The organism is Pseudomonas lini (genome assembly GCF_964063345.1).
In the GTDB taxonomy this organism is placed as follows: domain Bacteria; phylum Pseudomonadota; class Gammaproteobacteria; order Pseudomonadales; family Pseudomonadaceae; genus Aquipseudomonas; species Aquipseudomonas lini_B.
Genome location: NZ_OZ061318.1, coordinates 1,729,155 through 1,751,895, shown reverse-complemented (window position 1 = coordinate 1,751,895; position 22,741 = coordinate 1,729,155). Strand labels below are relative to the sequence as shown.

Genomic DNA, 22,741 nt, shown 5'->3' with positions numbered 1-22,741 from the left:
AGGCTTATTCGATAGAGTTGTTCAGTTGCTTTCGATCGTTATAAGTAACGTTCATAAACGAAACGTACGCACTGTTTTATGGCGGCTGCGTTACAGATTAGTGCACTGTTAACGCAACCGCGTTACTTATAGAAACAGTCAATCAACCGCGATAGTAGCGTTGTGGAACAAATGGCATTTTGCTTACAAGCAAAGGCACCTTTTTCCCACGAACAATTGCCCAGACCGGCGTATCCAAACCGATATAAGCGTTGTCGAGGTAACCCATGGCCAAAGGACCGCCAAGGGTCGGACCGAAGCCGCCACTGCACACGCTGCCGATGATTTCGCCGGCTTCGTTGACGATTTCCGCACCTTCGCGCACTGGCGTACGTTCCTGCGGCAACAGGCCAACGCGTTTGCGGCTGATACCAGTTTGCTGCTGGGCGAACACGGTTTCAGCGCCGGGGAAACCACCGGCCCGCGCGCCATCGGCACGACGAGGCTTGGAGATGGCCCACAGCAGGCTCGCTTCGATTGGGGTGGTTTCGGTATTCATGTCGTGGCCGTAGAGGCACAGGCCGGCTTCCAGGCGCAGGGAGTCGCGAGCGCCGAGGCCGATGGCCGCCACTTCCGGTTCGGCCAGCAGGGCGCGAGCCAAGGCTTCGGCGTTGACCGCTGGTACGGAGATTTCGAAACCGTCTTCACCGGTGTAGCCCGAACGGCTGACAAAGCAGTCCACGCCCAACAGCTTCACGCGGGCGAATTGCATGAAGGTCATTTTCGCCACTTCAGGCGCCAGGCGTGCGAGCACGGTGACGGCGGCCGGGCCTTGCAACGCCAGCAGTGCGCGTTCTTCGAACAGCGGCTCGATGGTGCACTGGTCACCGATGTGCTTGCGCAGGTGCGCCAGGTCCTGATCCTTGCAGGCCGCGTTGACCACCAGGAACAGTTCGTCGTTACCCAGGTTGGCGACCATCAGATCGTCGAGGATGCCGCCGTTCTCGTTGGTGAACATCGCGTAACGCTGCATGCCCACCGGCAAGTCGATGATGTCCACCGGCACCAGGGTTTCCAGAGCTTTGGCCGCGTTGGCGCCGGTCAGGCGGATCTGGCCCATGTGCGAAACATCGAACAGACCGGCCTGATCACGGGTGTGCTGGTGTTCTTTCATCACGCCCAACGGGTATTGCACCGGCATGTCGTAGCTGGCAAACGGCACCATGCGGGCGCCGAGTTCGAGGTGCAGTGCGTGCAACGGGGTTTTCAACAGTTGTTCGGTGGACATATCCAGCTCCTGAAAATAGTGCAGATGCGCGCATCAGCACTCGATAATGTTGACCGCCAAACCGCCACGGGCGGTTTCCTTGTATTTGCTTTTCATGTCGGCGCCGGTCTGGCGCATAGTGCGGATGACTTTGTCGAGGGAGACGAAGTGCTGACCGTCGCCGCGCAAGGCCATGCGCACCGCATTGATGGCCTTGACCGAACCCATGGCGTTGCGCTCGATGCAAGGCACTTGCACCAGCCCGCCAATCGGGTCGCAGGTGAGGCCGAGGTTGTGCTCCATGCCGATTTCGGCGGCGTTTTCCACCTGCTGCACCGTGCCGCCCTGCACTTCACACAAGGCGCCGGCGGCCATGGAGCAGGCGACGCCGACCTCGCCCTGACAGCCGACTTCGGCGCCGGAGATCGAGGCGTTTTCCTTGTACAGAATGCCGATCGCGGCGGCCGTCAGTAGAAAGCGCACGACGCCATCTTCGTTGGCGCCTGGGATGAAGCGCATGTAGTAATGCAGCACCGCCGGGATGATTCCGGCCGCACCGTTGGTGGGCGCCGTGACCACGCGTCCGCCGTTGGCGTTTTCTTCGTTGACCGCCAGGGCGTATAGGTTGACCCAGTCCAGCACCGACAGCGGATCGCGTAGCGAGGATTCCGGGTTGTTGCACAGTTGCCGATGCAGCGCCGCGGCCCGACGTTTGACCTTCAATCCACCGGGCAGGATGCCTTCGTTGCGGCAACCGGCGGTGACGCAGTCTTGCATCACTTGCCAGATCTTCAGCAAGCCAGCACGGGTTTCCGCTTCGGGGCGCCAGGCACTTTCGTTGGTCAACATCACTTGGCTGATGGATAAACCGTAGGTGCTGCAATGACCGAGCAGGTCCTTGGCGCTTTTGAACGGGAAGGTCAGCGGTGTGGCGTCTTCGACGATGCGATCGGCGCCGGCGGCGTCTTCATCGACCACGAAGCCGCCACCTACCGAGTAGTACTCGCGGCTGCGGATTTGCAGACCCGCGGCATCGAACGCGCGGAAGATCATGCCGTTGGGGTGATAGGCCAACGGTTTGCGAATCATCGCCAGGTGTTCTTTCTCGTTGAACGCAATGCTGTGTTCGCCGAGCAGGTTCAAGCGACCGTTGCCGCGAATTTCTTGCAGGCGAGCGGCGACGGTTTCGGTGTCTACGGTGTCCGGGTGTTCGCCTTCCAGGCCCAGCAACACAGCCTTGTCGCTGCCGTGGCCTTTGCCGGTGGCGCCGAGCGAGCCGTAGAGCTCGACTTTGAGGCAGGTGGTTGCGGCCAGCAGCCCTTCACGGCGCAGACCTTCGGCGAAACGCGCAGCGGCACGCATCGGGCCGACGGTGTGGGAGCTGGAGGGGCCGATGCCAATCTTGAACAGGTCGAACACGCTTAACGACATGGTTGTTCTCCGGTTTCTTGTTATAGGAATTGGCGAAAATTTTTTGACTAAATACGATCCTGTGGGAGCTGGCTTGTCGGGTCGCCGCATCGCTGCGATGGCGGTGGGTCAGTCAGCATCCCGGTTGCCTGACACACCGCCATCGCAGGCAAGCCAGCTCCCACAGGATTTTGTGGTGTTCTTGAAAATGGGGGCGAGTAAACCCGCCCCCCTCATTCGTTTAAGCGTAGCTTTCGATCGACGGGCAGGCGCAGACCAGGTTGCGATCGCCGAAGACGTTGTCGACGCGACCGACCGGTGGCCAGTACTTGCCTTCGATCAGCGACGCTACCGGGTAAACCGCTTGCTCGCGGCTGTACGGGTGAGTCCACTCGCCGACGATTTCCGCGGCGGTGTGCGGTGCGTTTTTCAGCGGGTTGTCGTCCTTGTCCAGCGTGCCGTTTTCCACCGCGCGGATTTCTTCGCGGATGCGGATCATGGCGTCGCAGAAGCGGTCCAGTTCTTCTTTGGATTCGCTTTCGGTCGGCTCGATCATCAACGTGCCGGCCACCGGGAACGACATGGTCGGGGCGTGGAAGCCGAAGTCGATCAGGCGCTTGGCAACGTCATCGACACTGATGCCGCTGCTGTCTTTCAACGGACGCAGATCGAGGATGCATTCGTGCGCCACCAGGCCGTTGCTGCCGGTGTACAGCACTGGGTAATGCTCTTCGAGGCAACGGGAAATGTAGTTGGCATTCAGGATCGCCAGCTGCGAAGCACGCTTGAGACCCGCGCCACCCATCATTCGAATGTACATCCAAGTGATCGGCAGAATGCTCGCGCTGCCGAACGGTGCCGCGCAGACCGCGCCTTCCTTGCGTTCCATCTGGGCGTGGCCCGGCAGGAACGGCGTCAGGTGCGACTTGACGCCAATCGGGCCGACGCCCGGGCCGCCACCGCCGTGTGGAATGCAGAAGGTTTTGTGCAGGTTCAGGTGGGACACGTCGCCGCCGAACTTGCCCGGTGCGCAGAGGCCGACCATGGCATTCATGTTGGCGCCGTCGATGTACACCTGGCCGCCGTTGTCGTGAATGATGCCGCAGATTTCGCGGATGCCTTCTTCGAACACGCCGTGGGTCGACGGGTAGGTGATCATCAGCGCAGCGAGGTGTTCGCGGTGCTCGATGGCCTTGGCACGCAGGTCTTCGATGTCGACGTTGCCGCGGGCGTCGCACGCGGTCACGACCACACGCATGCCAGCCATGTTGGCGGTGGCCGGGTTGGTGCCGTGGGCGGACGAGGGGATCAGGCAGATGTCGCGACGGTCTTCGCCACGGCTCTGGTGGTAGGCGCGGATCGCCAGCAAGCCAGCGTATTCACCTTGGGAACCAGCGTTCGGTTGCAGGGAGATCGAGTCGTAACCGGTGGCAGCGCAGAGCATCGCTTCCAGTTCATCAGTCAGCTGCTGATAACCGGCGCTTTGCTCGGCCGGGGCGAACGGGTGCAGGGCACCGAATTCGGCCCAGGTCACCGGGATCATTTCGCTGGCGGCGTTGAGTTTCATGGTGCAGGAACCCAGCGGGATCATGGTGCGATCCAGGGCCAGGTCCTTGTCGGCGAGCTTGCGCAGGTAGCGCATCAGCTCGGTTTCGGAGTGATAGCGGTTGAACACCGGGTGGCTGAGGATCGGCGATTGGCGAACCAGAGCGGCCGGGATCGTGCTTTCAATGCTTGCGGCCAATGCGGCGAAGTCAGGCAGGGTTTTGCCGTCTGCCAGCAGGGCCCACAGGGTTTCCACATCAGCTTGCGAAGTGGTTTCGTCCAGGGACAGACCCAGACGCTCGCCATCCACAACACGCAGGTTGATCTTCTGAGCACGCGCCTTGTCGTGCAAGGCAGCTGTTTGCGCGCCGGTCTTGAGCGTCAGCGTGTCGAAGAAGCTGGTTTGCTCGACGGTCAGGCCCAATGCGCTCAAGCCTTGGGCGAGGATCGCGGTCAGGTGATGAATGCGCTGGGCGATCTGCGTCAGGCCTTTCGGGCCGTGGTACACAGCGTACATGCTGGCGATGTTGGCCAGCAGCACTTGGGCGGTGCAGATGTTGCTGGTGGCTTTCTCGCGGCGGATATGTTGCTCGCGGGTCTGCATGGCCAGGCGTAGGGCCGGCTTACCGAAACGGTCTACGGAAACACCGACCAGACGGCCTGGCATGTCGCGCTTGAACGCGTCCTTGGTGGAGAAGTAGGCCGCGTGCGGACCACCAAAGCCCAGCGGCACGCCGAAGCGTTGCGCGCTGCCGATGGCCACGTCGGCGCCGAACTCGCCCGGCGGGGTCAGTACGGTCAGGGCCAGCAGGTCAGCGGCGACTGCGACCAGCGCATTGGCGGCGTGGAAGCGCTCGGCCAGTTCGCGGTAGTCGAACACGTCACCGTTGCTGGCCGGGTATTGCAGCAGGACGCCGAAGAACGGCGTCACGTCAGTCAGTTCGCGCTCATCGCCGACCACCACGTCGATGCCCAACGGCTCGGCACGGGTGCGCAGCACGTCGAGGGTTTGCGGGTGGCAATGCACCGAGGCGAAGAACGCGTGGCTGCCTTTGTTCTTGCTCAGGCGTTTGCAGAAGGTCATGGCTTCGGCAGCGGCGGTGGCTTCGTCGAGCAGCGAGGCGTTGGCGATCGGCAGGCCGGTCAGGTCGCTGATCAGGGTCTGGAAGTTCAGCAGCGCTTCGAGACGGCCCTGGGAAATTTCTGGTTGGTACGGGGTGTAGGCGGTGTACCAGGCCGGGTTTTCCAGCAGGTTGCGCAGGATCGGCGACGGCGTGTGAGTGCCGTAGTAGCCCTGACCGATGTAGGTCTTGAACAGCTGGTTTTTGCCGGCGATGGATTTGATCAGCGCCAGGGCGTCCGCTTCACTCAGGCCGTCTTCCAGGCCGAGGACGCTGGTGCCTTTGATGCTGTCGGGAATGACGCTGGCGCTCAGGGCTTCCAGGGAGTCAAAGCCCAGGCTGTTGAGCATGGCTTGCTCGTCGCCGGCACGCGGGCCGATGTGGCGCGCGATGAATTCGTTGGCGGTGCTCAGATTTACAGAAACAGGAAGTACTTGAGTCATGTCAGCGCTCCTCAGGCTTCGGCGTTGGCTTTGATCAGACGGTCGTAAGCGTCTTGATCCAGCAGTTGGCCGACAGCCGAGGCGTCGGTTGGCTGGAAGCGGAAGAACCAGCCTTCGCCCAGCGGATCTTCGTTGACCAGTTCAGGGCTGCTGTCCAGCGCAGGGTTCACTTCCAGCACTTCGCCGTCGAGGGGCATGTACACGCCGCTGGCGGCTTTTACCGATTCCACGGTGGCGGCTTCAGCGCCTTTGTCGTAGGACTGCAGCTCAGGCAGTTGTACGAAAACCACGTCGCCCAGGGCGTTCTGTGCGAAAGCAGTGATGCCGACGGTGACGGTGCCATCAGCTTCGGTGCGCAGCCATTCGTGATCTTCAGTAAAACGCAATTCGCTCATGGAAACTCCTAAGGGGGCCAGACTCGTCTGGTGGACGCGATTGAATGCTTGGGCAAAAAGCCCTTCTTTATGGGTGGTTACTAAGCAAAAACGCGGCCAATGTTGTTTATTCTTTATAAATCAATGAGTTATTGGTTTTTACGAAAGACTGGAAGGAGCTGACTGTAGCGAAATCGCTACAGCGCGGACTGAATAAAAAAGCTGAGGTGGATCAAAGCCTTGCACAGCGGTGATCAGGAGAGGGTGTAGCGATATCATTCCACTGTAGCGCTTTCAGTACAGGTGGAGGTCGCTTTTAAAGACGATTTTGCGAAGCAGCGCAGACCCCTGTGGGAGCGGGCTTGCCCGCGATGAGGCCATCACATTCAACATTTATACTGAATTTTATATCGCCATCGCGGGCAAGCCCGCTCCCACAGGGTTTTGTGGCGTTGAGAGGATTTGTGTTTCAGCCACAAATCTTACGGCTTATTGGGTATGCCGTACTTACGCAATCGATGGGCAATCGCGGTGTGGGAGGTTTGCAGGCGGCTGGCCAGTTGGCGGGTCGAGGGGTAGCTGACGTAGAGCTTTTCCAGCAGGGTTTTCTCGAAATCTTCCATGGCCTGTTCGAGGCTGTCGACCTCGGTATCGCTCTGGCGCGCGACAGAGGTGCCGGCGATATCGAGGTCGCCGATGTCCACCAGGCTGCTTTCGCAAATCGCCGCGGCACGGAAGATTACATTCTGCAGTTGCCGCACATTACCCGGCCAGCGATTGCCTAGCAGCGCCGGGTAGGTGCCGGGGGCGAGTCGACAGACCGGGCGCTGGATCTGCGCGCAGGCCTGCTGCATGAAGTAGCGCGCCAGCAGCAAAATGTCCTGACCCCGTTCGCGCAGGGGCGGGACTTCGACGTTCAGCACGTTTAGGCGATAGAACAGGTCTTCGCGGAAGGCGCCTTCGCTGACCATTTTTTCCAGATCGCGGTGGGTCGCGCTGAGGATCCGTACATTGACCTTCACCTCGCGATCGCCACCGACCCGACGGAAGCTGCCGTCGTTGAGAAAGCGCAGCAATTTCGCCTGCAAGTACGGCGACATTTCACCGATCTCGTCGAGAAATACCGTGCCCTGGTTGGCCAGTTCCATCAGCCCCGGTTTGCCGCCTCGCTGCGCGCCGGTGAAGGCGCCGGGGGCGTAGCCGAACAGTTCGCTTTCGGCGAGGTTTTCTGGCAGTGCGGCGCAGTTCAAAGCCAGGAACGGCGAACTGTGGCGGGCGCTGATGGCGTGGCAGGCGCGGGCCACCAGTTCTTTACCGGTGCCGGTTTCGCCCTGGATCAGCAACGGTGCATCAAGGGCTGCGACCCGTTGAGCGCGCGCCTTGAGTGTACGAATCGCCGGGGATTCGCCGAGCAGGGCATCGAAGCCTTCGGCGTGATCGTGGTGCAGCGCCGAAAGACGTTCACCGATGCGGTTCGGTTGGTACAGGGTCAGCAGCGCACCGGCGTCGGTGATTGGCGTGGCATCCAGCAGCAGGGTCTGGCCGTTGACGGTGATCTCGCGCAGCGGCAGGCGGAAGCCGTTTTCCAGCAAAGTGTCGAGCAGCGCCGGGTCGGCAAACAGCTCGCTGATGCTTTCACCTGCCGGTTCGCGGCCGTACAGGGCAATCAGCGCCGGGTTGGCCAGCAGCACCTTGCCGGCGCTGTCGAGGGCCAACACCGGGTCGGTCATGGCGGCGAGCAACGCATCGAGTTGCAAGTGACGGCGCTGGCCGGGAAGGATGTCGACCACCGTCACCGCTTGCACGCCGCGCACGCTGAACAGCGCGTCGCGCAGCTCTTCGAGCACTGCCGGGCTCAAGGTCGGGGCGTCGATGTAGACGTTGGGCGGCACCATTTCCACCGCATCCAGATTGAGATTGCGCCCACCGAGCAGGGCCAGGACTTCCTGGGTGATGCCGACGCGGTCGATGAAACTGACGTGGATACGCATGGGGCGGTTGGGTTCTGGAGTGCGGAGGGTGGCAAGTATGCCTTGGGGCGGGCCAATGGTGAAATCCAGCGCAGGACTTCGGGGCAACGATGATCCCTGTGGGAGCGGGCTTGCCCGCGATAGCGGTGTGTCAGACAACATAGATGTTGAATGTTAAACCGCTTTCGCGGGCAAGCCCGCTCCCACAGGTACAGCGTTTATCCAGGGGAATAGGGTTATTCGAAGTTCTCAAGGTTTACCGGGTCGCCGGATTTCATATCCAATTGCTTCCGGATGTCTTCAAACATTAAATCGTAATGCTTGTGAATCGAGCCGATCTGGCTGTGTGTCTTCGGGATTCCATACTTCTCGGCGATTTTCGTCACGTTGTTGGCGAAGTTGTAAGCCTCCTCCTTGGGTAGAAAGAAGGTCTCCGTCATGTCCTTTCCCTGCATGCTGCCGTGCAGGGTGAACAGCATCCCTTTGCCTTTCTTGGGATCCTGCGCGACCTCATAGTCGAGGTGCACGTTGTAGTTGACATCATCCGGGGTCAGCGCGTGGCGCTCGATGTGCAGATGACCGGGCTCAAACGTTGCCATTGACGTCTCTCCTTACAAGTAAGTTATGCCAGGTGTCGCCGTACTGATGCGGGTGCCGGCCTTGCCCTGGACGATCGCCTCGATATCCGAGAGTGAGCCGATCACCGCGGTTTTTCCAGTATGGCGGGCAAACTCGCAGGCCGCCTGGACCTTTGGTCCCATGGAGCCGGCCGCGAAGCCGAGTTTTTCCATGTCATCCGGATGGGCCTGGGCGATGGCTTTCTGGGTGGGTTTACCGAAGTCGATGAACGCCGCGCTGACGTCGGTGGCGATCACCAATAGATCGCTTTCAAGCTGTTCGGCCAGCAGCGCCGAGCACAGGTCCTTGTCGATCACCGCTTCCACGCCCTGCAGTTTGCCGCTGGCGCCGTACATCGTCGGGATGCCGCCACCGCCCGCGCAAATCACGATGCTGCCTTTTTCCAGCAGCCACTTGATCGGGCGAATTTCGAAGATGCGTTTTGGTCGAGGGCTGGCCACCACGCGGCGGAATTTGTCGCCGTCCGGAGCAATCGCCCAGCCTTTCTCGGCAGCGAGTTTTTCCGCTTCGGCCTTGGTGTAGACCGGGCCGATGGGTTTGCTGGGGGTCTGGAACGCCGGGTCGTTGGCGTCGACTTCGACCTGGGTCAGCAGGGTGGCGAACGGGACTTCGAAGTCCAGCAGGTTGCCCAGTTCCTGTTCGATGATGTAGCCGATCATGCCTTCGGTTTCGGCACCGAGCACATCCAGCGGGTAAGCGGAAACCTGGGTGTAGGCCGCCGCTTGCAGCGACAGCAGGCCGACCTGCGGGCCATTGCCGTGAGCGATCACCAGTTGGTTGCCGGAATAAACCTTGGCGATCTGTTCGGTGGCGATCCGGATGTTGGCGCGCTGATTGTCCGCGGTCATGGGTTCACCCCGGCGGAGCAGGGCGTTACCGCCCAAAGCAACGACGATACGCATAATGCAGTCCTTCTAAACAGAGGTTGCGGGCGATTCGGCCCCGGTTGGAACTCGGTCAATGTGGGAGCTGGCTTGTCGGATCGCCGCACCGCTGCGATGGCATCACCTCGGTGTATCTGACAGACCGAGGCGATGCCATCGCAGGCAAGCCAGCTCCCACAGGGGCTTTGTTCCTGCAGGAGGAACCGGATCGGTCCTTAGATATCCGCCAGCGCCGACACCAGAATCGCCTTGATGGTGTGCATGCGGTTTTCCGCTTGCTCGAAGGCGATGTTGGCCGGCGATTCGAAGACTTCTTCCGTCACTTCGACGCCGTTGGCCAGGTGCGGATAGCGCGCGGCGATGTCTTTGCCGACCTTGGTTTCGCTGTTGTGGAACGCCGGCAGGCAGTGCATGAATTTCACGCGCGGGTTGCCCGAGGCCTTCATCATGTCGGCGTTGACCTGGTAGGGCAGCAGTTGTTCGATGCGCTCGTCCCACGCCTCAACCGGCTCGCCCATCGACACCCAGATGTCGGTGTGGATGAAGTCCACGCCCTTGACCGCCGCTTTCGGGTCTTCGGTGATGGTGATGCGCGCGCCGCTTTCGGCGGCAAAGGCCTGGCACTGATCGATGAAGTCCTGATGTGGCCACAGCGCTTTCGGAGCGGCGATGCGCACGTCCATGCCGAGTTTTGCGCCGATCATCAACAGCGAATTGCCCATGTTGTAGCGGGCATCGCCGAGGTAGGCGTAGCTGATGTCGTGCAGCGGCTTGTCGCTGTGTTCGCGCATGGTCAGGGTGTCAGCGATCATTTGCGTCGGGTGGAATTCAGCGGTCAAACCGTTGAACACCGGCACGCCGGCGAACTTCGCCAGCTCTTCGACGATTTCCTGTTCGAAGCCACGGTACTCGATGGCATCGAACATCCGCCCGAGCACGCGGGCGGTGTCTTTCATGCTTTCTTTGTGGCCGATCTGCGACGACACCGGGTCGATATAGGTGACGTGCGCGCCTTGGTCATGGGCCGCGACTTCGAAGGCGCAACGGGTGCGGGTCGAGGTTTTTTCGAAGATCAGCGCGATGTTTTTGCCTTGCAGGTGTGGACGCTCGGTGCCGGTGTACTTGGCGCGTTTGAGGTCACGGGACAGGTCCAGCAGGTAGTTCAGCTCGCGAGTGGTGTGGTGCATCAAGCTCAGCAGGCTGCGGTTGCGCATATTAAAAGCCATGATTGGATCTCCTTTGGTATCGGTTATCCCCCCGGGCCGCGCTGGATAAGCGGCGGCCAGGGTTTGAAAGTTAATAGTCGATAGGGTCGCGAATGATCGGGCAGGTCATGCAATGGCCACCGCCACGCCCGCGCCCGAGTTCACCGGCGCTGATAGTGATGACCTCGATGCCAGCCTTGCGCAGCAGGGTGTTGGTGTAGGTGTTGCGGTCATAACCGATCACCACACCGGGTTCCACGGCCACCACGTTGTTGCCGTCGTCCCATTGCTCGCGTTCGGCGGCGAAGCTGTTGCCGCCGGTTTCGACGACGCGCAACGCTTTCAGGTTGAGGGCCTTGGCCACGGTGTCGAGGAAGCTGGTTTCTTCGCGGCGGATGTCGACGCCGCCCGGTTTGCTTTCATCAGGGCGCACGCTGAAGGCGACGATCTGGTTCACCACTTCCGGGAAAATGGTCACAAGGTCGCGGTCGCAGAAGCTGAACACGGTGTCCAGGTGCATCGCCGCGCGGGACTTCGGCAGGCCGGCGACAATCACACGTTCGACCGCTTTGTTCTTGAACAGGTTGACCGCCAATTGACCGATGGCCTGGCGGGACGAACGCTCGCCCATGCCGATCAACACCACGCCATTGCCGATCGGCATCACGTCGCCGCCCTCAAGGGTGGCGCTGCCATGGTCCTGATCCGGATCGCCGTACCAGATCTGGAAGTCGGCGTTGGTGAATTGCGGGTGGAATTTGTAGATGGCCGTGGCCAGTAACGTTTCCTGACGGCGCGCCGGCCAGTACATCGGGTTGAGCGTCACGCCACCGTAGATCCAGCAGGTGGTGTCGCGGGTGAACTGGGTGTTGGGCAGCGGCGGCAGAATGAAGCTGGAGTGACCGAGAAATTCGCGGAACATCTGAATGGTCTTGCCGCCGAAGCTGTCCGGCAGGTCATCGGCGGAAACACCACCAATCAGGAATTCGGCAATCTTCCTCGGCTCCAGGCTACGCAGCCAGGAACCGGTTTCGTTGACCAGCCCAAGGCCGACCGAGTTGGCGGTGATCTTGCGTTCCAGAATCCAGTCCAGCGCTTCAGGGATGGCAACGATGTCGGTCAGCAGGTTGTGCATTTCCAGCACGTCGATGTTGCGTTCGCGCATCTTGGTGACGAAGTCGAAATGGTCACGCTTGGCTTGGGCAACCCACAGCACATCATCGAAAAGCAGTTCGTCGCAGTTGTTCGGGGTCAGCCGCTGGTGGGCCAGGCCTGGGGAGCAAACCATGACTTTGCGCAGTTTGCCGGCTTCGGAATGGACGCCGTACTTAACTTTTTCGGTGGTCATTACAGTGATCCTCCAGATGACAAATGGGTCGGGTGTTACAGAGTCAGGAAGCCGTCATACAGCCCGTAAGCTGCCACCAGGGCGCCCACGACGACCGCTGCGAAAATCAGCTTCTCGACGTTGGTGAAAACCGGTTTGTTGACTTCAAGTTTAGCTTTGGCGAACAGGATCACGCCGGGCGCATAGAGCAGGGCGGAGAGCAGCAGGTATTTGACGCCACCGGCATAGATCAGCCAGACCGCGTAGATCAACGCGACGGCACCGATGAACAGGTCTTTGCTGCGTTCGGCCGCGGCGTTTTCATAACTCTCGCCGCGCACCGCCAACAGCAGCGCATAGGCCGCCGACCACAGGTAGGGCACCAGAATCATCGAAGTGGCGAGGTAGATCAGCGACAGGTAAGTGCTGGCCGAGAACAGCGTGATGATCAGGAACAACTGGACCATGGCGTTGGTCAGCCACAGCGCGTTGACCGGCACATGGTTGGCGTTTTCCTTACGCAGGAAGGCCGGCATGGTGTGGTCCTTGGCGGCAGCGAACATGATCTCCGCGCACAGCAACACCCATGACAGCAGCGCACCGAGCAACGAGATGATCAGGCCAACGCTGATTAGCACTGCGCCCCAATGACCGACTACATGTTCCAGCACCGCGGCCATGGACGGGTTCTGCAGTTTCGCCAACTCCGGTTGGGTCATGATGCCCAGCGACAGCACGTTCACCAGCACCAGGAACAGCAGCACGGTGATGAAACCGATGACGGTGGCTTTACCCACATCGCTGCGTTTTTCCGCACGGGCCGAGAAGATGCTCGCGCCTTCGATGCCGATGAACACCCAGACGGTGACCAGCATCATGTTGCGCACCTGGTTCATCACGCTGCCCAGGTCAGGGTTTTTCACGCCCCAGATGTCAGCGGTGAAGATGTCCAGTTTGAACGCGAAAATCGCGATCAAGACAAACAGCAGCAGCGGTACGATTTTGGCGACGGTGGTCACCAGGTTGATGAACGCCGCTTCCTTGATGCCCCGCAGCACGAGGAAATGTACGCCCCAGAGCAGCACAGACGCACCGATCACGGCAGCAACCGTGTTGCCTTCGCCGAAGATCGGAAAGAAGTAACCAAGGGTGCTGAACAACAGAACGAAGTAACCAACGTTACCCAGCCAGGCACTGATCCAGTAACCCCAGGCGGACGAGAAACCCATGTAATCGCCGAAACCGGCCTTGGCGTAGGCGTAAACACCACCATCCAGATCAGGTTTTCGATTAGCGAGGGTCTGGAACACGAAGGCCAGGGTCAACATGCCCACTGCGGTAATTGCCCAACCGATAAGAACGGCACCGACGTCTGCACTGGCGGCCATGTTCTGGGGCAAAGAGAAGATCCCGCCACCAATCATTGAACCGACCACCAATGCAACGAGCGCGCCGAGTTTCAGTTTTTCGGGGGATTCAGACATTGCATGACTCCAATGCAGGAGAAGAGAGACAACAGGTTAATTTCGTTAGCTGTTCAATCATCTGACTTAGATCAATTCATGGTCACATTCCATTGTTAATTAAAGACTTATGCATCTTTGGCAGGCATAAGGCTAATGCCCGGAAAGCCCTTTCCAGAGGCCTCGGTTAAAAGTGAAAGAAATAAAGCGTATCAGTTGAGATTTAGACGCTAGTTTGTTTTCTTGTTTTGGCAAGTATTGGTCATTGGGTTTTGCAGTGATATTGATTTATTAGGATCTACCGACAAAACCGCTATTTCCGGACAGCTGCGATAGCGTGATCAGTTATAAATAAAAAATAGAAATTGGCGTTAATTTATAAACGTTATTACGCTTTATCTATTTAGTTAAAAACCGACTATGTGACGGTCTCGCGGCGATAGTGCAGCGGGGAAATGGAGACGCACGAATGTCGCAACCGACGCAAAAGCTTCGCCTGAATGCGCTGATCGCTTTGGTGGTGGGATCGATGGTTGGCGGCGGGATTTTTTCCTTACCGCAAAACATGGCGGCGCGTGCCGATGCCGGGGCGATATTGATTGGTTGGGCGATCACTGCCGTGGGCATGCTGACCTTGGCCTTCGTGTTTCAGACCCTGGCCAATCGCAAACCCGAACTGGACTCCGGGGTGTACGCCTACGCCAAGGCCGGATTTGGCGATTACATGGGATTCTCGTCTGCCTGGGGATACTGGATCAGCGCCTGGCTGGGCAATGTCGGTTATTTCGTGCTGCTGTTCAGTACGCTCGGTTATTTCTTTCCGGTGTTTGGCCAAGGCAACACGCCGATCGCCATCGGCTGCGCGTCGGTACTGCTGTGGGCGGTACATTTTCTGGTGCTGCGCGGAATCAAGGAAGCGACGTTTATCAATCAACTGACCACCGTGGCCAAGATCGTGCCGCTGATCATGTTCATCGTCATCGCCGCCGTGGCCTTCAAGGCCGACATCTTCACCCGCGATATCTGGGGCCGAAGCAACCCGAATTTCGGCGGCGTGATGGACCAGGTGCGCAACATGATGCTGGTCACCGTGTTCGTCTTCATCGGCATCGAAGGCGCCAGCGTGTATTCAGCGAGGGCGCAGAAACGTTCGGACGTGGGCCGGGCGACGGTCATCGGTTTTATCGGTGTGTTGGCGCTGCTGGTGCTGGTGAACGTGTTATCCCTCGGGATCATGAGCCAACCGGAATTGGCCACGTTGCAGAACCCGTCGCTGGCCGCGGTACTGGAACACGTGGTTGGTCATTGGGGCGCGGTGCTGATCAGCGTCGGCTTGGCGGTTTCGCTATTGGGGGCCTTGTTGTCGTGGGCGCTGCTGTGCGCCGAAATCCTCTTCGCCACGGCCAGGGACAAGACCATGCCGGCGTTCCTGCAAAAGGAAAACGCCAACCACGTGCCGGTCAATGCGCTGTGGCTGACTAACGTGATGATCCAGATTTTTCTGCTGATCACGCTGTTTTCCGCCGGTACTTACACCAGCCTGATCTACCTCGCCTCGTCGATGATTCTGGTGCCGTATCTGTGGTCGGCGGCGTATGCGGTGTTGTTGAGCGGTCGAGGGGAAACCTATGAGCATGCTTCGGCCGAGCGCACGAAAGACTTGCTGATCGGCGGCATTGCCCTGTGTTACGCGGTTTGGTTGCTGTACGCCGGCGGGGTGAAATACCTGCTGCTTTCGGCGTTGTTGTATGCGCCGGGGGTGATTCTGTTTGCAAAGGCCAAGCGGGAACAGGGCGAGCCTTTGTTTACCCATATCGAGAAGGGGATTTTCAGCTGTGTGGTTGCCGGGGCGGGGTTGGCGGCCTATGGGTTGTACAGCGGATTGTTGTCGTTGTGAGGTTGCTGCTGGCGTATCAACCGCCTTATGACTGGTCGGCGATGCTGGGTTTTTTGTCGGCGCGGGCGGTGGTCGGGATGGAAACCGTGGTCGATGGGGTGTACTCGCGCAGCATCGCATTGAACGGTGTTCACGGTGTGATTTGGGTCAGGCCAGGGGCAGGCGATGTGCTGGAAGTCACGCTGGATTTTCCTGATTCAGCGGCAGTGCCGGAGATTGTCGCGCGGCTACGGCGGATGTTTGATCTGGATGCGAATTTGCCAGCCATTCATCGACAACTGGCGGTTGATCCATTGATGGCGCGTTTGATTGCCGCGCGCCCGGGGCTGCGAGTGCCCGGGGCTTGGGATGGGCTGGAGTTGGCCATTCGTGCGGTGTTGGGGCAGCAGATTACTGTGGTCGCGGCGATTAAGTTGGCGGGGAAACTGGTGGTGCAATATGGACAGCCATTGCAGTCGCCGATGCCGGGGTTGAGTCATGTGTTTCCTGATGCTGGTGCATTGGCAGCGGCGGATCTGGCAACGTTGGGGATGCCGAGAAGTCGCGGCCGGACCTTGTCCGGCGTGGCTCAGGCGTTGCTGGATGATCCCCTGTTATTTGAACCGGGACGGGAAGGCGGTGTGGCGCGGTTGCTGGCGTTGCACGGGATTGGTGACTGGACGGCGCAATACATTGCCTTGCGGCAGTTGCGACAGATGGATGCGTTTCCGAGTGGGGATGTGGGGTTGATCAATTCGTTGGCGGCGCTGGAAGGTCGAGCGGTGACGGCTCGGGAGTTGTGGGTGAGGGCCGAGGCTTGGCGGCCCTGGCGAGGGTATGCGGCGCAGGTGCTTTGGACATTGTTGATCCGGCCGGATTGAGCTGAGATGTGTAGTGATTTTCCGGGCCTCTTCGCGGGCAAGCCCGCTCCCACAGTGACCGAGTTTCCTTGGAGGAATGCGATCACATGTGGGAGCCGGGCTTGCTCGCGAAGGGGCCCGAACAGTCACCACCACTGCGCGCGATGGGAACCCAATTCCCCGGCCGGCAGTGCCCACTGCAACGGCGTCCCGGTGATTTTCAGCGGCACCTGCAACCGATGGGCCGGCCCCCAAGGTGTCTGCTCAACCAGCATCCCTTGATCATTGTCATCCTCCGCCCGCAACGCCTCATCAGTCCCCGCACCATGCTCAATCAGCAACTTGGCGGTCCGCGCCAACGACAACCTGGCCGACCCGCCACGTCCCAATAACGTGATCGCCGCAGCTGCCATCAAATACCCGGTGGCATGATCAAGCGCCTGTACCGGCAGTGGTGTTGGCTTGTTTGCTTTCTTCCACTGCATCCCTGCTTCGGCAATCCCGCTGCTCATCTGTACCAAACTGTCGAACCCTCGACGGTTCTGCCAGGGGCCGCTCCAACCGTAGGCGTTGAGGCACACATCAATCAGGCCCGGCGCCAGTTTTTGACGCACTGCGACGCCGTAACCCAACCTTTCCAATGCATCGGCGCGGTAACCATGAAGCAAGATATCGGCGTCCTTGAGCAGGCTTTCGAACACTGCTCGATCAGTTTTGTCTTGCAGGTCCAGGCGCGTGCAACGTTTGCCCAAAGTGACTTCCGGCACCACGCCCGGTTCGTTCCAGGTTGGTGGGTCGATGCGCAAAACATCGGCGCCGAGGCCGGCGAGAAAACGGCTGGCGATGGGCCCCGCGAGCACGCGCGTGAGGTCCAGTACCTTGACCCCGGCCAGCGGTTGCGCCACCGAACCCCTCCACGGTTTGAGGTTTTGGCTGTTGTCGGCGCTGAACTGAATCAACGGCTCGGCGTTCACCGCCAAACCTTGGGGATGCGCTTGCCATTGCGCCCAGCTGCGCATTTCGGCCGCGCAACCACCGGCATCAACTACGGCCTGTTCCAGATCGCTTTTCGCCCATTGAGCGACTTTGCTCGCCATCGCGGCGCGGTCGACACAGGCGCCGAGCACGCTTTCAGCGGCGGCACGATGATGAGGCGCGTTAGTGTGCAAGCGAATCCAGCCGTCTTTGGTCGCATAGTCACCGGCAACCGGGTCCCATAACGGCGGGACGCTCCAGCCCATGGGACGGATTGACGTTGCAAACCAGAACGACGCCAGGCGGCGGTCGACTTCAAGGGCAGGCAAACGGCCGGTGTGTTGTTGCAGCAACTCACTGACAGCCTGACCGGCAGCGGCAATGCTCGCGCAGGCCAGATCAGTGACGGCAAACGCCGAGGGCAGGGCGCCGCTCGATTTGAACGGGATTGGGGTGTGCGGCAAGCCGAGTGTGGCTTGAATGGACGTGAGTAAATCAGTCATCGAAGGCCCTCCGGAACGAGAGCCCGAGCATAGTTCAAAATACCGCTCGATTAGATGAAAACGCCGATCGCCGACCGAATACCTGACCCTGTGGGAGCTGGCTTGCCTGCGATGGCGGTGTGTCAGCCAATAGAGATTCGGCTGACACACCGCCATCGCAGGCAAGCCAGCTCCCACAAGGATTTGTGATTGTTGCTACGCCCGGAGCTGGTCACGCTTTACCCACGCCCCAGCAGATAGGTCGCGTAATCCGGGATGCGGTGTTCGTGAGCCTGATCCATCAACGGGCTGCTGAGCAGGTAATCGGCACTGCACTCGTTGCAGGCCACCGGGATGTTCCACACTGCCGCGACCCGCAGCAGCGCTTTGATGTCCGGGTCATGAGGCTGCGGTTCGAACGGGTCCCAGAAGAACACCAGCATGTCGACCCGCTGCTCGGCGATTCGCGCGCCGAGTTGCTGATCGCCGCCCAGAGGACCGCTGATCATGCTTTCCACCGGCAGGTCGAGGCGTTGTTGCAACAACAACCCCGTCGTGCCGGTGGCGATCAATTCATGTTGCGCGAGTTTGTCTTTCTGCCGCTCGGCCCAATCCAGCAAAAATACTTTGCAGTGGTCGTGGGCAACCAGGGCGATACGCTTGCGCGCGGCCAGGGTTTTTTGCGTAAAGCTGATACCGATCATCGCTTGTTTCTCCAGACGAGAATGCGCCTGCGAAAACGCATTTTTCGGCGTTGCCAATACCTGTAGGAGCTGCCGAAGGCTGCGATCTTTTGATCCTGATCTTTTGTCGGTCTCACAATCGTCAAGATTAAAAGATCGCAGCCTTCGGCAGCTCCTACGTGGCCGCGTTCAACGTAGAGTGAGGCGCTTACTCGGCGTTGCAGAGCGCCAGGCAGTTATCGAGCATGCGGTTGGAGAAGCCCCATTCGTTGTCGTACCAGGCCAGCACTTTGAGCAGCTTGCCGCTGGATTTGGTGTGGTTGGCGTCGAAGATCGACGACAGCGGGTTGTGGTTGAAGTCGCTGGAAACCAGCGGCAGGGTGTTGTAACCCAGGATCTTCGAGTGCTGGCTGGCTTGTTTGAGCATCGCGTTGACTTCATCGGCCGACGCTTCGCGCTTGAGCTGCACGGTCAGGTCCACCAGCGATACGTTGATCACCGGAACACGCACCGCCATGCCGGTCAGTTTGCCTGCCAGTTCCGGCAGCACCAGGCCCACCGCTTCAGCGGCGCCGGTCTTGCTCGGGATCATGTTCTGTGTGGCGGAACGGGCGCGGTACGGGTCGGTGTGGTAGACGTCGGTCAGGTTCTGATCGTTGGTGTAGGCATGGATGGTGGTCATCAGACCGCTTTCGATGCCCAGCTCGCGATGCAGCACCTGGGCCACCGGGGCCAGGCAGTTGGTGGTGCACGAGGCGTTGGAAATGATCTGGTGCGATTGGCGCAGAATGTCGTGGTTGACCCCATAAACCACGGTGGCGTCAGCGCCTTTGGCCGGGGCCGAGATGATCACTTTGCGCGCGCCGGCCGTAATATGCGCGGCGGCTTTGGCACGGTCGGTGAACAGACCGGTGCATTCGAACACGACATCGACCTTTTCAGCGGCCCAAGGCAGCTCGGCCGGGTTGCGAATGGCGCTGACCGAAATACGGTCGCCGTTGACGGTCAGGCTTTCCTGATCGTGCTGGACATCGGCATCGAATGTGCCGTGAACGGTGTCGTACTTGAGCAGATGCGCGTTCATCGAGCTGTCGCCCAGATCGTTGATCGCTACGATCTGCAGATCCTGACGATAACCTTGGGTATACAGTGCGCGTAGGACATTACGGCCGATACGGCCAAAACCATTGATTGCGATTCGAAGAGTCATTTACAGCGCCGCCGTCGTTTTGTTGTTGGAATTACAAGATTATTCGCAAAAAAATAGAAAACAAGCCTTTTTAGTGGCAATATTTTGTTTTATCTACAACGAGTGACCTGAATCAACTGGTCCGAATGATCAAGAAAACCGTCTGTCATCCCAATCACAGCGGTGCTTGATCAGCATAGACAATCAGGTCGCCATATCCGTTAGCCTGGAGTTCTACACATGCATCCCCGCGTCCTTGAGGTCACCGAACGGCTTATCGCCCGCAGCCGCACCACGCGTGAGGCTTACCTTGCATTGATCCGCGGCGCCGCCAGCGACGGCCCGATGCGCGGCAAGCTGCAATGCGCCAACTTCGCCCATGGCGTGGCCGGGTGTGGCAGCGACGACAAGCACAGCCTGCGGATGATGAACTCCGCCAACATCGCAATAGTTTCGTCATATAACGACATGCTCTCGGCGCACCAGCCGTACGAAGTCTTCCCGGAACAGATCAAAAAAGCCCTGCGCGAAATCGGCTCCGTCGGCCAGTTCGCCGGTGGCACCCCCGCGATGTGCGATGGCGTGACCCAAGGCGAACCGGGCATGGAACTGAGCCTGCCAAGCCGCGAAGTGATCGCGTTGTCCACTGCGGTAGCGCTTTCCCACAACATGTTCGATGGCGCGTTGATGCTCGGCATCTGCGACAAGATCGTGCCGGGCTTGATGATGGGCGCGTTGCGGTTCGGTCATCTGCCGACGATTTTCGTGCCGGGCGGGCCGATGGTTTCGGGCATTTCCAACAAGCAGAAAGCCGATGTGCGTCAGCGCTACGCCGAAGGCAAGGCGACGCGCGAAGAGCTGCTGGAATCGGAGATGAAGTCCTATCACAGCCCTGGCACCTGCACCTTCTACGGCACCGCCAACACCAACCAGTTGCTGATGGAAGTCATGGGCCTGCACTTGCCGGGCGCTTCTTTCGTCAACCCGAACACCCCGTTGCGCGATGCCCTGACCCGCGAAGCGGCGCACCAGGTCACCCGACTGACCAAGCAGAATGGCGACTTCATGCCGATCGGCGAAATCGTCGACGAGCGTTCGCTGGTCAACTCCATTGTGGCCCTGCACGCCACGGGCGGCTCGACCAACCACACCCTGCACATGCCGGCCATCGCCATGGCTGCGGGCATCCAGTTGACCTGGCAGGACATGGCCGACCTCTCCGAGGTAGTGCCGACCCTGAGCCACGTGTACCCGAACGGCAAAGCCGACATCAACCACTTCCAGGCGGCGGGCGGCATGTCGTTCCTGATCCGCGAACTGCTGGAAGCCGGCCTGCTTCACGAAAACGTCAACACCGTGCTCGGTCACGGCCTGAGCCGCTACACCAAGGAACCGTTCCTCGATAACGGTGAACTGGTCTGGCGCGAAGGTCCGATCGAAAGCCTCGACGAAAACATCCTGCGTCCGGTTGCTCGCGCATTCTCGCCAGAGGGTGGCTTGCGCGTGATGGAAGGCAACCTCGGCCGTGGCGTGATGAAAGTATCCGCCGTCGCTTTGGAAAACCAGGTCGTCGAAGCACCGGCCATGGTGTTCCAGGATCAGCAGGATCTGGCTGATGCCTTCAAGGCCGGTTTGCTCGAGAAGGATTTCGTCGCGGTGATGCGCTTCCAGGGCCCGCGTTCCAACGGCATGCCGGAGCTGCACAAAATGACGCCGTTCCTCGGCGTGCTGCAGGATCGCGGTTTCAAAGTCGCGTTGGTCACTGACGGACGTATGTCCGGCGCTTCGGGGAAAATCCCGGCGGCGATTCACGTCAGCCCCGAAGCTTATGTGGGCGGCGCTTTGGCGCGAGTGCAAGAGGGCGATATCATCCGCGTCGATGGCGTCAAAGGCACCTTGGAGCTTAAGGTGGACGCCGAAGAATTCGCAGCGCGCGAACCTGCCAAGGGTCTGTTGGGCAACAACATTGGCAGCGGTCGCGAACTGTTTGGTTTCATGCGCATGGCCTTCAGCTCCGCAGAGCAAGGCGCCAGCGCCTTTACTTCTGCCCTGGAGACGCTTAATTGAAACTGGCTTTGGTCGGTGACATCGGTGGCACCAACGCACGTTTCGCGTTGTGGAAAAACCAGCAGCTGGAATCGGTCCAGGTGCTGGCGACGGCAGACCACGCCAGCCCGGAGGAGGCCATTGCGCTCTACCTGAGCGGGCTCGGTCTGGCGCCGGGTTCGATCGGTTCGGTGTGCCTGTCGGTGGCAGGCCCCGTGAGCGGCGATGAATTCAAGTTCACCAACAATCACTGGCGGCTCAGTCGCAAGGGGTTCTGCAAGACCTTGCAGGTGGATCAACTGCTGTTGATCAACGATTTTTCGGCAATGGCGCTAGGCATGACCCGCTTGCAACCGGGCGAGTTTCGGGTGGTCTGTGAAGGCACGCCGGAACCGTTGCGACCGGCGGTGGTGATCGGCCCGGGTACTGGCCTGGGCGTGGGCACGTTGCTCGATCTGGGCGAGGGCCGGTTTGCCCCGCTGCCGGGGGAGGGCGGTCACGTCGACCTGCCGCTGAGCAGCCCGCGAGAAACCCAACTGTGGCAGCACATCTTCAATGAAATCGGCCATGTCAGTGCTGAGACGGCATTGAGCGGCAGTGGTTTGCCGCGAGTCTACCGGGCGATCTGCGCGGTGGACGGTCACACGCCTGTGCTCGACACGCCTGAGTCGATTACGGCGGCCGGGCTGGCGGGCGATCCGATTGCCCTGGAAGTGCTCGAGCAGTTCTGCTGCTGGCTCGGTCGTGTGGCCGGTAACAACGTGCTGACCACCGGTGCACGGGGTGGTGTGTACATCGTTGGCGGAGTGATTCCGCGGTTTGCCGATTTCTTCATCAAAAGCGGTTTCGCCCGGTGCTTCGCCGACAAGGGTTGCATGAGCGATTACTTCAAAGGCATTCCGGTGTGGCTGGTGACGGCGCCGTATTCCGGCCTTGTTGGTGCGGGTGTGGCGCTGGATCAGGCTTGAAACCGCGTCGCCTTCATCGCGGGCAAACCTCGCTC

At 60.0% G+C, this 22,741-nt stretch carries 17 protein-coding genes; 4 read left to right on the top strand and 13 right to left on the bottom strand.

Annotation, left to right across the window (positions count from 1 at the left end; translation table 11 throughout):
- Positions 1-142: 142 nt before the first annotated feature.
- The 10 genes from gcvT to arcD (AB3226_RS07865) all read right to left on the bottom strand — a co-directional run bounded on the left by gcvT (position 143) and on the right by arcD (AB3226_RS07865) (position 13,648).
- Positions 143-1,267 carry a glycine cleavage system aminomethyltransferase GcvT gene (gene gcvT / locus AB3226_RS07910; protein WP_367372670.1) on the bottom strand — a complete coding sequence of 375 codons (1,125 nt, stop codon included), beginning with the start codon at positions 1,265-1,267 and terminating at the stop codon, positions 143-145.
- 33 nt (positions 1,268-1,300) lie between these two features.
- A complete protein-coding gene (locus tag AB3226_RS07905; protein WP_367372669.1) occupies positions 1,301-2,677 on the bottom strand; it encodes an L-serine ammonia-lyase in 1,377 nt (458 codons plus the stop codon).
- A 220-nt stretch (positions 2,678-2,897) separates the two neighbouring features.
- Entirely contained in the window at positions 2,898-5,765 is a 2,868-nt protein-coding gene (gene gcvP / locus AB3226_RS07900) for an aminomethyl-transferring glycine dehydrogenase (protein WP_367372668.1), read from the bottom strand.
- Positions 5,766-5,776: 11 nt separating this feature from the next.
- Complete coding sequence (gcvH, locus tag AB3226_RS07895) at positions 5,777-6,160, bottom strand: glycine cleavage system protein GcvH (RefSeq protein ID WP_008005432.1); 384 nt, start codon at positions 6,158-6,160, stop codon at positions 5,777-5,779.
- Between the two features lie 461 nt (positions 6,161-6,621).
- Entirely contained in the window at positions 6,622-8,130 is a 1,509-nt protein-coding gene (locus AB3226_RS07890; RefSeq protein WP_367375770.1) for a sigma-54-dependent transcriptional regulator, read from the bottom strand.
- A gap of 215 nt (positions 8,131-8,345) precedes the next feature.
- Entirely contained in the window at positions 8,346-8,708 is a 363-nt protein-coding gene (locus tag AB3226_RS07885; RefSeq protein WP_367372667.1) for a DUF5064 family protein, read from the bottom strand.
- Positions 8,709-8,720: 12 nt separating this feature from the next.
- A complete protein-coding gene (gene arcC / locus AB3226_RS07880) occupies positions 8,721-9,650 on the bottom strand; it encodes a carbamate kinase (RefSeq protein ID WP_367372666.1) in 930 nt (309 codons plus the stop codon).
- A gap of 197 nt (positions 9,651-9,847) precedes the next feature.
- Positions 9,848-10,858, bottom strand: a complete 1,011-nt coding sequence (locus tag AB3226_RS07875) for an ornithine carbamoyltransferase (protein WP_367372665.1) — start codon at positions 10,856-10,858, stop codon at positions 9,848-9,850.
- A gap of 70 nt (positions 10,859-10,928) precedes the next feature.
- Entirely contained in the window at positions 10,929-12,185 is a 1,257-nt protein-coding gene (gene arcA, locus AB3226_RS07870) for an arginine deiminase (RefSeq protein ID WP_038981971.1), read from the bottom strand.
- Positions 12,186-12,220: 35 nt separating this feature from the next.
- The gene (gene arcD, locus AB3226_RS07865; protein ID WP_367372664.1) at positions 12,221-13,648 is read right to left on the bottom strand and encodes an arginine-ornithine antiporter; all 1,428 of its coding nucleotides are present in this window, start codon (positions 13,646-13,648) and stop codon (positions 12,221-12,223) included.
- A 448-nt stretch (positions 13,649-14,096) separates the two neighbouring features.
- Here arcD (AB3226_RS07865) and arcD (AB3226_RS07860) point away from each other — a divergent pair, with 448 nt between their 5' ends.
- Positions 14,097-15,524 (top strand): arginine-ornithine antiporter, encoded by a 1,428-nt coding sequence (gene arcD, locus AB3226_RS07860; RefSeq protein ID WP_367372663.1) that lies wholly within the window; start codon positions 14,097-14,099, stop codon positions 15,522-15,524.
- The gene (locus AB3226_RS07855) at positions 15,521-16,384 is read left to right on the top strand and encodes a DNA-3-methyladenine glycosylase (RefSeq protein WP_367372662.1); all 864 of its coding nucleotides are present in this window, start codon (positions 15,521-15,523) and stop codon (positions 16,382-16,384) included. Before arcD (AB3226_RS07860) ends, AB3226_RS07855 begins: the two co-directional genes overlap by 4 nt.
- Positions 16,385-16,509: 125 nt before the next feature.
- On the opposite strand, the gene AB3226_RS07850 is transcribed toward AB3226_RS07855, so the two are convergent.
- The 3 genes from AB3226_RS07850 to gap form a co-directional block, all read right to left on the bottom strand.
- On the bottom strand, positions 16,510-17,841 hold the full coding sequence (locus AB3226_RS07850; protein ID WP_367372661.1) for a CoA transferase: 1,332 nt from the start codon (positions 17,839-17,841) through the stop codon (positions 16,510-16,512).
- Positions 17,842-18,059: 218 nt separating this feature from the next.
- Positions 18,060-18,524: a methylglyoxal synthase gene (locus AB3226_RS07845; RefSeq protein ID WP_367372660.1), complete on the bottom strand. Its 465-nt coding sequence runs from the start codon at positions 18,522-18,524 to the stop codon at positions 18,060-18,062.
- A 187-nt stretch (positions 18,525-18,711) separates the two neighbouring features.
- A complete protein-coding gene (gene gap, locus AB3226_RS07840; RefSeq protein WP_008013978.1) occupies positions 18,712-19,713 on the bottom strand; it encodes a type I glyceraldehyde-3-phosphate dehydrogenase in 1,002 nt (333 codons plus the stop codon).
- A gap of 219 nt (positions 19,714-19,932) precedes the next feature.
- Here gap and edd point away from each other — a divergent pair, with 219 nt between their 5' ends.
- Positions 19,933-21,759 carry a phosphogluconate dehydratase gene (gene edd, locus AB3226_RS07835; protein WP_218397901.1) on the top strand — a complete coding sequence of 609 codons (1,827 nt, stop codon included), beginning with the start codon at positions 19,933-19,935 and terminating at the stop codon, positions 21,757-21,759.
- Complete coding sequence (locus AB3226_RS07830) at positions 21,756-22,706, top strand: glucokinase (RefSeq protein WP_367372659.1); 951 nt, start codon at positions 21,756-21,758, stop codon at positions 22,704-22,706. The genes edd and AB3226_RS07830 overlap by 4 nt, the downstream gene beginning before the upstream one ends.
- Positions 22,707-22,741 lie beyond the last annotated feature (35 nt).

What these genes read in the sequence shown, in the direction of transcription:
- gcvT (WP_367372670.1), bottom strand. Translation starts at nt 1,267, where the DNA reads ATGTCCACCGAACAACTGTTGAAAACCCCGTTGCACGCACTGCACCTC.
- AB3226_RS07905 (WP_367372669.1), bottom strand. Translation starts at nt 2,677, where the DNA reads ATGTCGTTAAGCGTGTTCGACCTGTTCAAGATTGGCATCGGCCCCTCC.
- gcvP (WP_367372668.1), bottom strand. Translation starts at nt 5,765, where the DNA reads ATGACTCAAGTACTTCCTGTTTCTGTAAATCTGAGCACCGCCAACGAA.
- gcvH (WP_008005432.1), bottom strand. Translation starts at nt 6,160, where the DNA reads ATGAGCGAATTGCGTTTTACTGAAGATCACGAATGGCTGCGCACCGAA.
- AB3226_RS07890 (WP_367375770.1), bottom strand. Translation starts at nt 8,130, where the DNA reads ATGCGTATCCACGTCAGTTTCATCGACCGCGTCGGCATCACCCAGGAA.
- AB3226_RS07885 (WP_367372667.1), bottom strand. Translation starts at nt 8,708, where the DNA reads ATGGCAACGTTTGAGCCCGGTCATCTGCACATCGAGCGCCACGCGCTG.
- arcC (WP_367372666.1), bottom strand. Translation starts at nt 9,650, where the DNA reads ATGCGTATCGTCGTTGCTTTGGGCGGTAACGCCCTGCTCCGCCGGGGT.
- AB3226_RS07875 (WP_367372665.1), bottom strand. Translation starts at nt 10,858, where the DNA reads ATGGCTTTTAATATGCGCAACCGCAGCCTGCTGAGCTTGATGCACCAC.
- arcA (WP_038981971.1), bottom strand. Translation starts at nt 12,185, where the DNA reads ATGACCACCGAAAAAGTTAAGTACGGCGTCCATTCCGAAGCCGGCAAA.
- arcD (WP_367372664.1), bottom strand. Translation starts at nt 13,648, where the DNA reads ATGTCTGAATCCCCCGAAAAACTGAAACTCGGCGCGCTCGTTGCATTG.
- arcD (WP_367372663.1), top strand. Translation starts at nt 14,097, where the DNA reads ATGTCGCAACCGACGCAAAAGCTTCGCCTGAATGCGCTGATCGCTTTG.
- AB3226_RS07850 (WP_367372661.1), bottom strand. Translation starts at nt 17,841, where the DNA reads ATGACTGATTTACTCACGTCCATTCAAGCCACACTCGGCTTGCCGCAC.
- AB3226_RS07845 (WP_367372660.1), bottom strand. Translation starts at nt 18,524, where the DNA reads ATGATCGGTATCAGCTTTACGCAAAAAACCCTGGCCGCGCGCAAGCGT.
- gap (WP_008013978.1), bottom strand. Translation starts at nt 19,713, where the DNA reads ATGACTCTTCGAATCGCAATCAATGGTTTTGGCCGTATCGGCCGTAAT.
- edd (WP_218397901.1), top strand. Translation starts at nt 19,933, where the DNA reads ATGCATCCCCGCGTCCTTGAGGTCACCGAACGGCTTATCGCCCGCAGC.